Source organism: Streptomyces scabichelini (genome assembly GCF_011045015.1).
Taxonomy (GTDB): Bacteria; Actinomycetota; Actinomycetes; order Streptomycetales; family Streptomycetaceae; genus Streptomyces; species Streptomyces scabichelini.
In genome coordinates this window covers 1-13,040 of sequence record NZ_JAAKZY010000265.1, presented here as the reverse complement: position 1 = coordinate 13,040, position 13,040 = coordinate 1, and the positions used below count along the sequence as shown (strand labels likewise).

Sequence of the window (13,040 nt, the reverse complement as noted above, 5' to 3'; positions counted from 1 at the left end):
GACGCGGGGCCTGACGATGGGGGCTGTCGCCGAGGCGGGGGCACGCTGCATGATGAGCCCGACATCCACTGCGATTCCCTGCGATACGGAGACCCGCGCGTGCCCAGCCAGAAGGCCCTCATCCGCCGACCCAGCCCCCGTCTGGCCGAAGGACTGGTCACGCACATCGAGCGGGAACCGGTCGACGCCGAGCTCGCGATGCGGCAGTGGGAGGCGTACGTCGAGGCGTTGCGCACGCACGGCTGGGAGACCGTCGAGGTGGAGCCCGCCGACGACTGCCCGGACTCGGTGTTCGTGGAGGACACGGTGGTCGTCTTCCGCAACGTGGCGCTGATCGCCCGCCCGGGCGCGGAGTCGCGGCGCGACGAGACCGCCGGAGTCGAGGAGGCCGTGGCCCGGCTCGGCTGCTCGGTGAACTGGGTGTGGGAGCCGGGCACCCTGGACGGCGGCGACGTCCTGAAGATCGGCGACACGGTGTACGTGGGGCGTGGCGGGCGCACCAACGCCGCGGGCATCCACCAGCTGCGCGCCGCCTTCGAACCGCTCGGCGCCCATGTCGTCGCCGTACCGGTGAGCAAGGTGCTGCACCTGAAGTCGGCGGTCACCGCGCTGCCCGACGGCACGGTCGTCGGGCATGAGCCGCTCGTGGACACGCCGTCGCTGTTCCCGCGCTTCCTGTCGGTACCGGAGGAGTCCGGCTCCCACGTCGTACTCCTGGGCGGCGGAAAACTGCTCATGGCGGCGAGCGCGCCCAAGACCGCCGAACTGTTCGCCGATCTCGGCCACGAACCCGTCCTCGTGGACATCAGCGAGTTCGAGAAGCTCGAGGGCTGTGTGACATGCCTCTCGGTCCGGCTTCGGGAGCTCTACGCCTGAACGGCCTGACCGGTGCGCCCGCCCCGCCGGGGACCTGCGGGTCCACGGAAGACACGGCCTCTGGTGATGATCCCGCTGATCAGGGTACATACGCCGACTGAGGGTGCCCTTATAGCGCTCTTAACCTACGGTGTCGTAACCTACGGTTTCGTAGCCTACGATGCCGTAGGTTCGGCCCACCGCTCGTTCCGTCCCCCTGGAGCACCCATGACGATTACTTCCCCTCACCTCGGCAGCCCGTCCTCCGCCTGGACCGACGCTCGACTGCTGTACGCGCTGGAGGAAGTTGTCGAAACAGAGCTCAACCGCCACCTCAAGGTGGCCAAGGACTGGATGCCGCACGAGTACGTGCCGTGGAGCGACGCCCGCAACTTCCCCGGCTTCTTCGAGGACGGCGAGGCCTGGGACAAGGAGCAGTCCAAGGTCACCGAGCTCGGCCGGATCGCGCTGGTCGTCAATCTCCTCACCGAGGACAACCTGCCCAGCTACCACCACGAGATCGCCAGCCTCTTCGGCCGCGACGGCGCCTGGGGCACCTGGGTGCACCGCTGGACCGCGGAAGAGGGCCGCCACGGCATCGTGATGCGCGACTACCTGCTCGCCTCGCGCGCGGTCGACCCCGACAAGCTCGAGTCCTTCCGCATGGCGCACATGAGCGAGGGCTTCGAGTCGGACAACCGGCACTCGATGCTCCACTCGGTCGCGTACGTCGCCTTCCAGGAGCTCGCGACCCGCGTCTCGCACCGCAACACCGGCCACCAGTCCGGCGACCCGGTCTGCGATCGCATGCTGGCGCGCATCGCGACCGACGAGAACCTGCACATGGTCTTCTACCGGAACCTGCTGAAGGCCGCCTTCGAACTCGCCCCCGACCTCACCATGCAGGCCGTCCGCGACGTCATCGTCAACTTCCGGATGCCCGGCCACGGCATGCCCGGCTTCGAGCGTGCCGCCGCGCAGATGGCGATCGGCGAGGTCTACAACATGCGCATCCACCACGACGACGTACTCCAGCCGGTCCTCCGCCACCTCAAGGTCCTGGACCTGGACGGCCTGGGCCCCGAGGGCCTCCAGGCCCAGGAGGAGCTCGGCATGTACATGCGCGGCCTGGACGCCGAGGCCCTGAAGTTCGACGAGAAGCTGGCAACCCGCAAGGCACGGATGGCGGCTCGCGCGGCCGGCTGACCGCTCATCGGCCGACCGACGGTTCATACCGTGGGGGTTTTTGATGCGTCTCCGCCGCGTCGGAGATGCATCGAAAGCCCCCTATTCGTATGCCGTCACCTCCTCCAGCGCCGCGTCCCGCACATCGGCCACCGGATGCCGCCGCAGGGCCCTGAGCTGCTCCCGCCAGGGCGCGGCCCAGCCCGTGCGGCTGCCGAGCGCCCCGGTGACGGAGACGGCGAGCAGGCCCTCGGCACTGCCGCCGTGCGCGGTCAGCCGCCGGACCTCGGACAGCAGCACTTCAGGGTCGCCCTCCTGGGCCCGGCGCTCCAGGCGTTCACCGATTTCGCGGGCGGTACGGGCGGCGAGCGCGGGACGCCCGGCGCTCAGGGCGGCCAGCCGGTCGAACCCTGGGGACTCCGCGTCCAGATCCAGGTGGCAGGCCGCGACGGCGGCGGCCTGCGCGACGTAGGCGTCGTACTGCGCGAGGAGCTCAACGGCGGCGAGGGCTGCGGGCCGGACGGATCCGGCGGCCGACCTGGCGTGCTCGGCGAGGCAGGCGACCAGGTACTCGATACGGCGGCGGGCGGGACGGTCACGGCGTTCCTCACCGTCGGTGTCGTTGTCGTCCGGGAACTCAGCCAGCGTGTAGAGCGCCCCCCGAAGGCCACGCGCCCCCTGCGCGGAGCCGGCTGCGGTGGTCACCAGCCCCTTGGCCGCCGCGTACCAGCTGGTGCGGTCGGCGAGGTTGGTCACGGCGTGGGCCAGCACCGCCGGTGCGTCGGGATACCAGGGAGCCCAGCGGGCCAGCGCGTCGAAGGCCAGTGGGGCGGTCTCGGGGTCGTCGGTGGAGCAGACGTCGCGGACGAGACGGGCGTAGCCCTCGCGGTGGGGTTCGGGCAGGTCGAGGGGCGCGACCCGCAGAACGGCCGTCCTCAGCACCGGTTCTGCGCCCGCGGCGTCACGCAGCAGATCCCACACGGGCTCCCGCGCCAGCAGCCCGCCCGCGAAGGCGACACAGGCGGCGCGTACGTCGATATGGGTGCCGGGCCGCGCGTAGGTCTCGGTGAGCAGCGACGCCGCCTCCGGCACCGGGAGCCGCACGGCGGCGAGCCGGACGGCCTCCTTGCGGCTGGTCACCTTCACGTCCGGCGCGTCCAGCACCTCGCGCAACTGCTCGGCCAGCCGCGACGGCGCCGCGTGCCGGGACGCCTGCGTGGCCGCGTACACGGCGACGCGGGCCCGCTCGCCGCCCGCGTGTGCGAGCAGCTCGGGCAGCGCCTCGTCGGGACGGTCGGTGTGGGCGAGCGCGGCGAGAGCCGCCTCGGCGAGCACGACGTCGTGGGACATGGTCCAGCGGCGTACGAGATCGGCGCCTGTGCCCGGGATGAGAGCGCTCCGTTCGACGGCCCCGGTCCGGGCGAACAGCGGGAGCCGGGAGTCCGCTGCCACCGTCTCCAACTGCCGTGCCGCGGCCAGGTGCTGGCGGGGAACCCAGCGCCGGGCCGCGAGGCCCACCGGCACCGTCCACGACTTCCCCTTCGTGAGGAACCGGCCGTACGGCGGGGAGTCGGCCAGCAGCGGGTCGAGCAGATCGGTGCGGCGCGACGTGAGGATCCCCAGGACGGGAGCCAACGCACCGGCCGAGGGCTCGTGGGCGAGGATCCGCGCCACCCGTTCGTCGCGGGTGGCGGGCGATTCCAGCCAGAGCTCGACCGCGGTGCGGACGGTCGTGTCGTTGCCGTAACGGATGGCCTGCCACAGCAGTTCCTGCAGTTCGGCCATGCCGGCGGCGCGCCGGCCGACCGCCCTGGCGAGGCGGAAGGCGAGGCTGTAGTCGGCCTTCTCGGCGCCCGCCTCGATCCAGGGACGCAGCGCTTCGTAGACCCGGTGTTCCTGGCCGCGAGGCAGGGAGCGGTCGAGGCGGCCGAGGTCCGCGGTGCCCGTGTGGCCGGAGATCCGGACCAGGGTGCGCAGCGCCCAGTTCACCAACTCCCTGAGACCGCCTGCCGCGTGCTCGCGCAGCACGACGAGGGCGAGCCGGCCCAGCAGCTGTCGCGTGGCGGGTGAGGAGTCGCGGGCCTCGACGGCGTCCACGGCGATCCGGTCGAGGTGCGGCTCGGCGTCCTCGGTGAACAGGGCGGCCCGGGTGGCGGCCAGCGCCCGGAGGGCGGCCGAGCGCACGGGGTCCTGCTCGTTGCGCAGCCGTGCCATCTCCTCCAGTACGGCGGTGACGGCCGCAGGGTCGCCGGAGCGCGCGGCGTTGCCGATGAGCAACGGCCAGGCCTCGGCCCGGTCCTCGGCGGCGGGGCGGCGCGTAGCCTCGACGAGCCGCTCGCGCACCTCGGCGACGGGCAGGAAGGATTCGGCGAGCAGGACCGAGCTCCAGGCCGCCCCGCGTTCCCGGGCCGCCCCGACCATGCGACGGGCTTCCTCGGCGACACAACTGCGCGGCAGCGCCCGGAGGATGACGGCGTCAACGGTCACCGCACCGGGGCCACGGCCCTCCGTCGCCGCCGTATAGAAGGCGTGTCGTCGTGCGGGCGGCAGCGCCCTGAGAAGCGGCGCGAGATCGCCCGCATCGGCCAACGCCCTTCCGTACGCGGCGAGTTCCTCCGCTCCGGACCGCGCCAGCGTACGCAGCACGGAGGGGCTGGGCACCCCGCGTCGTGCGTGGGATCCGCTGTCGAGCAGCAGCCGGAGCACCCGCCCCGGAGCGACGGCCGCGAAAGCCCCCAAGCGGTGACGGAGCTGGTACGGCAGCTCGGCCGGGCCGAAACGCTCGACCAGCTCCAGTGCGCGCAGCGGCTGAGAGGCGACGGTGACCGCGACGGCCCGCGCGTGCCGCTGCCACCAGACATCCCGCAGTGCATCGGGGAGCGAGGTCAACTCGCGCTCCACCACGTCCAGTAGAGCGCCCGCGTGGCGCCTGCCGAGTGCGTTCCATCCTCGTACGGCGTGGAAGAGCGACGGCAGCAACCGTGCGACCGTCTCCGGAGAACAGCCGGGCAGCAGCCGTGCCGCCTCCGCGTCGCCCCAGTTGTCGCGCAGCCCGTCGACGAGCCGGTCCGCCAGCGCTGTGCGCCGGCCCGCGACGACGGCGTGCAGCAGTTGCCTGCGTACCGCCTCGGGCGCGTCGGAGAGGGCCGACTCGTAGGCGGAGTCCGGCACGTGGAGGCTCTCGGCGACGCGCAGCGCGTGCCCGCGCACGAAGGAGTCGGGATCCGCGATCCTGTCCGCGATCCACTCGGTGTCCCGGCAGACGGCCGCCGCCACGACGGCGAGCCCGCGCTCGTAGGGGCCACGCGCTTCGAGCTCGTCCAGCACCGTGCGCGGCTCGTCCAACTCCCATACGCGTGTGGCAAGTTCACGCATGCGCTGCGGGTACGGCAGCGGATCGAGGGCGTTCAGCAGGCTCTCGGCCTGATCCTGGGGGGTGCGGGTCATGGGGTGGATTGTGTCTGGTGGGAGTGGGTGCGTGTACTGATTTCCCGAGGAAGACGAGCCCGCGAACCCATGGAGGACGAGCCGCGCATCTTCGAGCCGTCCTACCGATTTACGTTCCGCCTCCGCGGTGCAACGGTGCCCGAAGGGGGTGAACACCATGGCCCAGACCCATGAGTGGATGTTCTACGAGGTCATGTGGCGCGGCTGGGCGGAGCGGGCGCGAGTCCCGTATCCCGTTCCCTGGTGGGCGCAGCAGGCCTTCCGGCGCTGGAGCGACGACTTCGACGCCTTCACGTACGACTCGAAGGAGGCGGCCTTCGCCTCCAATGCCCTGTACCGCTACTGGCACATGGTCGGTGTCAAGGACCATCACCAGGAAGCCCTGATCGGGCAGGCGGGCGAGATCGAACCGGTCTACGACAAGTACTGTCTGTCCTTCTTCCTCCACGATCCGGCATCCGGCGTAGTGCGGCTGCCTCAACTGCCGGACGGCGAGCGAACCGGGACGGGGGTCCCCCCGGACAGATTCCGGGGGACCGTCGAGCAGCGCATGGAGGCACCGCATCTGCCGGTGGTTCTGACGACGTTCCGTACGCGGGAAGGCGTCGAGTTGGTGCAGCGCACCTTCGCGACGGCGACCGGCGACCGGCAGCGGGACCTGGTCGTCACCCGCGTGACGGTGGGCAGTCCGGGGGGGCGGCCGCGCGAGGGGCTGCTGTGTGCGGCGGTCATGCCGGCGGGACCGAGCGGGTTCCAGCGGCACGACCGCAACGGCCGCCAGATCACCGACCGGCGTCTGACGTTCCTGCGCCATCTGCCGGACGAACAGCGCGTGGAGACCAACTCCGGCTGGGGTCCGGTCTTCGACACCCCGCCCGAGCAGTACGGCGTGTACGGCAACCTGGACGCCTCCTTGGACCCGGGCTCCTATCTGACGCACAGCGCGTTCCACGACCTGGTGACCGGCGGAAAGCTCAACGGCGCGCTGGAGGCGCAGGACCAGGTGGCGGGGTTGTGCAGTGCCGTGTTCGCCTGGCCGTTCCGGGTGGTGGGTGGCGAGGTCTTCGAGATCGACGTACGGCTGCCGGTCGACGTGTACAGCGGAGCCGCCGATCTGGCCGAGCTGAAAGGGACTCCGGCCGACGAACTGGAGTCGGCCAACCGGGACTTCTGGACGGCGAAACTGCTCGGACAGGGACTCCAGCCCCAGTTGCCCCGGCCCGTGGCGCATCTGACGGACCTCTTCCGGCAGGCACGCTCGCAGCTGCTGATCCTCTCCGACCACGGCGAGATCCATCCGGGGCCGACCGTCTACGACTCGTTCTGGATCCGCGACTCGTCGGTGGAGGCCACGGCCTGTTCACTGGTCGGCGATTCGGCCTTGGCCGAGCACCAGTTGGGCACGCACTACCCGCTGAAGTTCAACCGCGGCACGGGCCGGATCGGGCCGTGCGCCGAGTACGGCTTCTACGGCGGCCCGCACGAGAAGGACGACCGCGAGTGGGACAGCAACGGCCAGGCGCTGTGGGCGATCGGCCGCTTCGACCGCACCAGCGGTCGAGGGGCGGCCTTCGGCGAGAAGCTGTACGTCCCCTACGTACGCGACGCCGCCCGTTGGCTGCGCGACAACCGCGACGCACACGGCCTGCTGCACGCCGGCTGGAGCGCCGAGCACCTCGGCGAGCGCGACAAACCGCACTACTGGGACGACCTCTGGGGCCTCGCGGGCCTCTATGAGGCGGCCCGCCTCGGGGAACGCATCGGCGCACCCGAAGTGCCCGAACTCTGGGCCGCCTTCGACGACTTGAAGCGGGCCACCGCCGACTCGATCCGCTGGGTACTGGGCGAGCAGCGCGCCCGCGGCGCCTGGGAGACGTACATCCCGACCGGCCCGGCCGACGTCGGACGGCTCGACTCGACGATGATCGGCACGGCCGCGTACTTCCACCCGCTGCGCCTGCACATGGGAAACAAGCTGGGCGAGGACATCGACCGGGCGGCACGCTGCACGCTCGACACGATGTACGCGCACTTCGTGACCGGCGGCTACCGGCACGAGGCAGCCTGGAACGCGTACGGGCCGTATCTGACCATGCAGCTGGCGCACGCGTACCTGCTGGCGGGCGATCCCGCCCGGATGGACGCACTGCTCGGCTGGACGGTCGGCGCGGGCTTCCCACGAACGGCGGACCGGGCGGCCGCGCTGGGCGCGTGGAACGAGCAGCACGCGTTCCCGATCGCCTCGGACTTCGCCGAAGTCCCGTACCCCCGCTGGTACATGGGCGACATCCCGCACGGCTGGGCGGCCGCCGAGTATCTGCTGCTGATCCGCGACATCCTCTTCTTCGAGGCCGACGAGGACCGTGATCCGCATGTGTACATCGCGCCCGGTGTACGTCCGCACTGGGTGCCGGAGGGCGAGAGGATCGCGGTGGACGCGGCGCCGACGCTCTTCGGGGCGCCGTTCGGGTACCGGCTCCTGCACGACTCGGCCGGGCGCACGGTGACGGTCGACATCACGCAGGCGCCGGAGCAGGTGCGGTTCGTCTATCCGTGCCGGTTCGGCCGCGTACGGGCGGCGTCCGCCGAGGGGCGGGCGCTGACGGTGACGGGGCAGGACGTGCAGGTCCCGGCCGGGACGCGGCAGTTCACGGTGGCGTACGAGTGAGGGGTGTACGAGTGAGAGGGCCCCGCCTCAGTCGCGGGTGAGCCGGAGGCTGAGCCGCTCCTTCTCGGACAGTCCGCCCCAGACGCCGAACCGCTCGTCGTTCGCGAGCGCGTACTCGAGGCACGCGGAGCGCATCTCGCACAGTCCGCAGATGCGCTTTGCCTCGCGCACCGAACTACCCGGTTCAGGAAAGAAGAAGTCGGCTCCGGTCTGCGCGCACAGCGCCTGCTCCTGCCAGGAGAGGTCGGGCGCGGCGATACTTTCGAAGTGCATGCGGAGACAGTGCCGGTCACCGAAAAACGTTCGATCAACGCGACATCAACGCCCCCACATCCCCCCACCGGATGATGCCCGCCCGACCCACGGCACGCACGACGGCGCGCGGAGCCTTCGGCCGCCACGTCCTACCCCCACGGCAGGCGGCGCCCCGCAGGGGGCGCCCCGTCAGGGGGGCGCCCCGTCAGGGGGGCGCCCCGTCAGGGGCGCGGGGAACTGCGCGACAAGCCACAACGGGCCTGAGGCCGACATACAACCTAAGGGAGGCCAACTACACAGGGTAACCAACAGCCCCCGCTCAGCCCAGCGGCAGCGCCCCGGTGCAAGACTCATCAGAGCAGGCAACGGGACCCCTCATAGAGGAGGGCATCATGCTCACCACCCGTTTTGTCACCGGCGCACCGAGCTGGGTCGATCTGGGAACGCGCGACATCGACGGCGCCAGCTCCTTCTACCACGCGATCTTCGGCTGGGACTTCCAGTCGGGAGGCCCGGAGGCCGGCGGTTACGGCTTCTTCCAGCTGGACGAAAAGACCACCGCGGGCGGCATGCAGACCACCGAGGACCAGGGCCCGCCCTCCTGGACCGTCTATTTCCAGAGCCCGGACGTGGAAGCCACGGTCAAGGCGGCGGAGGGGACCCATGGCGGCGTGCCGATGCCGCCCATGGACGTCATGGACCAGGGCCGGATGGCCATCCTCAGCGACAACGCGGACGTCACCTTCGGCATCTGGCAGCCGGGCAAACTCAAGGGCGTCGACGTGGCCGGCGACCCGGGCTCCCTGTGCTGGGTCGAGCTGTACACACCGGACATCGCCGCGGCGGCCGCGTTCTACAACGCGGTGCTGGGCCTGGAGACCTCGGCGGTGGAGTTCCCCGGCGGCACGTACACCTGCGTCAACCCCGCGGGCACCGAGGAGGACGACATGTTCGGCGGCTTCGTCCCGCTGGCCGACGATCCCACGGAGCAGAGTGCGTACTGGCTGCCGTACTTCGAGGTCACGGACACGGACACCGTCGTCGCCAGGGCCGAGGAGCTGGGCGGCACGGTCCGGACGCCCGCCACGAGCATGGAGGGCGTCGGCCGTATGGCCAAGCTCACCGATCCGTACGGGGCACGCTTCGCGGTGATCAAGAGCGAGCCGCCGCAGGGCTGAGGCAAGCGCACGGCCGGGGCGAGGCCGGGTCTCACTCGAGTGAGGCCCGGCCATTCCATCGTCAACTTGTGAACGGAAGAAGATTCCGAGAGCGCTCTCAGTCATAACCCTTGACGCCTCAACTCCCCTTGGGAACATTGGTGCAGACCGCAGAACCGAGCCGATCCCCCACTCACATCGGCCCGTCCTGCCTGCCACCCCCACATCCCAGGAGACCTTCCGTGATCTCACGCAGAACGTTCCTGACCGGAGCCGCTGCGGTAGGAACCGCCGCAAGCTACCCCGTCTGGGGAAGCGCTCTCAGCCCCGACGCCAAGGCGGCCCCCGCCACCTGCGAACTCGCCCTGGAGAACGCCTCGTTGCCGGGTACGGTCCGCGCGTACGTCACGGGGCATGAGCAGTCCACCGGCAACTGGGTGCTGCTGCGGGCCGACGGCGGCGTCTACCGGCCGGAGTCGCCCTCGGCACCCCAGACCCCGCTGCCCGTCGACTGCGCCATCCCGCTCGGCGCCGCCGGTTCCGCACCGAAGGTGCTGACGCTTCCTCAGATGTACGGCGCCCGCGTCTACTTCGTACGCGACGACACCCTCGACTTCTTCCTCAACCCGGGCCCCGCGCTGGTCGAGCCCGCCTTCGCCACATCCACTGACGCGAACTACGGCAAGACCTGGTCGTTCTGCGAGTTCACCTTCAACCCCCAGCAGCTGTACGCCAACATCAGTTACGTCGACCTGGTGACCGCCCTGCCGATCGGCCTGACGCTGGAGGGCGACGCCACGCACACCGTCGCCCCGCTGCCCGACGGCGCCGTCGACAAGATCGCCTCTGACCTCGCGGCGCAGGCAGCGAAGGACGGACAGCCCTGGGACAAGCTCGTCATCCGGGGCGACGGCGGCGGCGTACTGCGGGTGGTCTCCCCGCAGAACCTGATGGCTCCCTACTTCGACCGCCCCGCCGAGATGCCGTTCCGCGACGTCTGGAACAGCTACATCGACCAGGTGTGGGAGAAGTACCGCACCACCGACCTCAAGATCGATCTTCAGGGTGGACGGGGCGTGTTCACCGGCCGGGTCAGCGGCGACACCCTCACCTTCAACGGCGGCCACACCTTCGCGAAGCCCACCTCGAAGGACATCTTCACCTGCAACCACGGCCCGTTCGCCAACAATCCGGGTGACCCCGACGACAAGAAGGGCCTCCTCGCCCGCCTGGCCGCCGGCTTCAACCGCTCGATCATGCTCACCCACCCCACCCAGCCGAACGGGGCGACGGCGGCCGACTACTACAAGGGCGAGACCACCAACCACTGGTCACGTGTGGTGCACGCCAACTCCCCCATCGGCTACGCCTTCCCGTACGACGACGTACGTCCGGACGGCGAACCGGACGTGTCGGGCGCGGCTCATGACGGCAACCCGCGCCGCTTCACGGTAACGGTGGGTTCTTAGCCCTGATAGGCAGCGATCAGGGGGGCGCCCTTTAGGGGCGCGGGGAACTGCGCGACAAGCCACAACGAACCCGCACCCGCCCTACTACCCTGCGGGGCAGACGTGGTCGCGAAACCCTACGCGGAAGCGCGCCGCACCAACGTCGTCGGCAGGACAACGCTGGAGGGCGCACTCACCACGCCCCCCTGCGAGCCCGCGCCAGCGGACCCGGCGGCCAGCCCTCGCAACAGCAGCCGAGCCATCAACCGACCCATCTCCTCGATGTCCTGACGAACCGTCGTAAGAGATGGGTCGGTCTGCTCCGCAACCGGCAACATGTCATCGAACCCGATCAGCGCGACATCCTCGGGCACCCGAAGCCCCCGCTCCCGCAAAACCCGCAGAGCCCCCGAGGCCATCAAGTCATTCGCGGCGAACACGCCGTCCAAGTCCGGACAACCGTCCAGAAGCTGACGCATCGCACGCTCGCCGCCCGCCGGAGTGAAGTCGCCCTCCGCGATCAGCCGCGGGTCGGCGTCCACCATGATGTCCCGGAACCCGTCGAGCCGGTCGACCGCCGAGGTCTGGTCGAGGGCGCCGGTGATGTGGGCGATGCGCGTACGGCCGAGCGCGACGAGATGGCGTACGGCCTCGCGGGCGCCGCCCCGGTTGTCGCTGTCGACGTAGACCGCGCTGCGCGTCCCCTCGCCCCAGCCGGGCCGCCCGCCGAACACGGTCGGCACCCCGGCGCCGTGGATCAGGCCGGGCAACGGGTCGTCGAGATGCAGCGAGAAGACGAGCGCGCCGTCGACGTGGCCGCCGGCCAGATAACGGCCCACGCGCGCGTGGTCGTCCCGGCCCTCGGTGAGGAGCAGCACGAGCTGGGAGTCGTGCGCGGTCAGCTCCTTGCTGATGCCCCGGAGTTGGAGCGCGAAGAAGGGGTCCGCGAAGACCCTGGTCTCCGGTTCGGCGATCACCACGGCAACCGCGTCGTGCCGCCGCGTGACGAGGCTGCGCGCGGCCTGGTTCGGGACGTAACCGAGCTCTTCGACGGCCCGCCTGACCCGCTCGACGAGGGGCTCCCGTACGCCGTCCCCGCCGTTGACGACCCGCGACACGGTGGCCCGGGATACCCCCGCCCGGGCCGCCACGGCCTCCAGCGTGGGACGCGGCGCTGTCGACGGCTCGGTCACGTCGGGGCTCCTCAGGGGCGGTGGTTGCGGCTCAGGATAGCCCCTGGTCGGCGCTTCGCTGAGAGCGCTCCCTGATCCTTTTCCCGCCATGGACGTCAGCACGTCCTGGGCGGGTTGATCCCGCACTCCCGTCAACGGCTTTTTGTCAGGGATTCATTCGGAGTAACCGATCAACCGCTTTGCTGATGATTCACCGTACTGAACCCCATTCCGACCAGCGGATTCGTCGTTACGTCATATGAGGCTGGCCGACGCGGCCAGACCCGGACCTGCGGAAGGAAACGAACAGACATGTACGGCGTACGGCGTATCGCGGTGGTGGCCTCTCTGGCGGGGATGCTGATGGCGGCACCCCTCGGGATGGCGGCGGCTCAGGGCGGTGACGGTGACGCGGGTGCGGGCGGTCTGCTGTCCAACGTGGCGGGCAGGAACTCCTCCGGCCACGCCAACCTGTGCGGTGCGGGAAACCTGGCGCTCCTGAAGAAGAACACCTGCGAGACCTACGACGAGCACAAGGGCGGTGGCGGCGACCAGGCCGGCCCCAGCGGGGGCGTCCTGTCCAACGTGTTCTACGCCCGCAACGCTTCGGGCCACAGCAACAACTGCGGCAATGAGACGGTCTCGGTACTGAGCGAGACCTCCTGCGTCGCCGTGGACCGCTCGGGCCACTGATCCCAGGACCGGCATCCCGGAAAACGACAGGGCCGGTGTGCCGAGTCGGCAGCTGCCGACTCGGCACACCGGCCCTTGGTCCGCGGCTGGCCCCCCGGGAGCTCAGTGCTCGTGTGGCTCATATCCAGGAATGGTCCCGTCCGCCTTCTTCACCAGGAAC

9 protein-coding genes are annotated in these 13,040 nt (G+C 70.5%); 6 read left to right on the top strand and 3 right to left on the bottom strand.

The window, feature by feature from the left end; genetic code table 11:
- Window positions 1-99 precede the first annotated feature (99 nt).
- Together ddaH and G5C60_RS44700 are read left to right on the top strand one after the other, a co-directional pair.
- Window positions 100-876: a dimethylargininase gene (gene ddaH / locus G5C60_RS44705; RefSeq protein ID WP_165268960.1), complete on the top strand. Its 777-nt coding sequence runs from the start codon at window positions 100-102 to the stop codon at window positions 874-876.
- 207 nt (window positions 877-1,083) lie between these two features.
- Window positions 1,084-2,061 carry an acyl-ACP desaturase gene (locus G5C60_RS44700; RefSeq protein ID WP_165268958.1) on the top strand — a complete coding sequence of 326 codons (978 nt, stop codon included), beginning with the start codon at window positions 1,084-1,086 and terminating at the stop codon, window positions 2,059-2,061.
- 81 nt (window positions 2,062-2,142) lie between these two features.
- On the opposite strand, the gene G5C60_RS44695 is transcribed toward G5C60_RS44700, so the two are convergent.
- Window positions 2,143-5,487, bottom strand: coding sequence for a hypothetical protein (locus G5C60_RS44695; protein WP_165268956.1), 3,345 nt, complete (start codon window positions 5,485-5,487; stop codon window positions 2,143-2,145).
- 157 nt (window positions 5,488-5,644) lie between these two features.
- Here G5C60_RS44695 and G5C60_RS44690 point away from each other — a divergent pair, with 157 nt between their 5' ends.
- Window positions 5,645-8,155, top strand: a complete 2,511-nt coding sequence (locus G5C60_RS44690; RefSeq protein WP_165268954.1) for a prenyltransferase/squalene oxidase repeat-containing protein — start codon at window positions 5,645-5,647, stop codon at window positions 8,153-8,155.
- A gap of 27 nt (window positions 8,156-8,182) precedes the next feature.
- Here G5C60_RS44690 and G5C60_RS44685 read toward each other — a convergent pair whose 3' ends face one another.
- The gene (locus G5C60_RS44685) at window positions 8,183-8,428 is read right to left on the bottom strand and encodes a WhiB family transcriptional regulator (RefSeq protein ID WP_165268952.1); all 246 of its coding nucleotides are present in this window, start codon (window positions 8,426-8,428) and stop codon (window positions 8,183-8,185) included.
- Window positions 8,429-8,802: 374 nt separating this feature from the next.
- Between G5C60_RS44685 and G5C60_RS44680 the strand changes: the two genes are divergently transcribed.
- Complete coding sequence (locus G5C60_RS44680) at window positions 8,803-9,588, top strand: VOC family protein (protein ID WP_165268950.1); 786 nt, start codon at window positions 8,803-8,805, stop codon at window positions 9,586-9,588.
- A gap of 221 nt (window positions 9,589-9,809) precedes the next feature.
- Entirely contained in the window at window positions 9,810-11,036 is a 1,227-nt protein-coding gene (locus G5C60_RS44675; protein ID WP_165268948.1) for a beta-1,3-glucanase family protein, read from the top strand.
- Window positions 11,037-11,152: 116 nt separating this feature from the next.
- Here the strand turns inward: G5C60_RS44675 and G5C60_RS44670 are convergent, their stop codons facing one another.
- On the bottom strand, window positions 11,153-12,208 hold the full coding sequence (locus tag G5C60_RS44670; protein ID WP_338146107.1) for a LacI family DNA-binding transcriptional regulator: 1,056 nt from the start codon (window positions 12,206-12,208) through the stop codon (window positions 11,153-11,155).
- Window positions 12,209-12,499: 291 nt separating this feature from the next.
- Here G5C60_RS44670 and G5C60_RS44665 point away from each other — a divergent pair, with 291 nt between their 5' ends.
- The gene (locus G5C60_RS44665; protein WP_165268944.1) at window positions 12,500-12,880 is read left to right on the top strand and encodes a hypothetical protein; all 381 of its coding nucleotides are present in this window, start codon (window positions 12,500-12,502) and stop codon (window positions 12,878-12,880) included.
- Window positions 12,881-13,040: the final 160 nt, after the last annotated feature.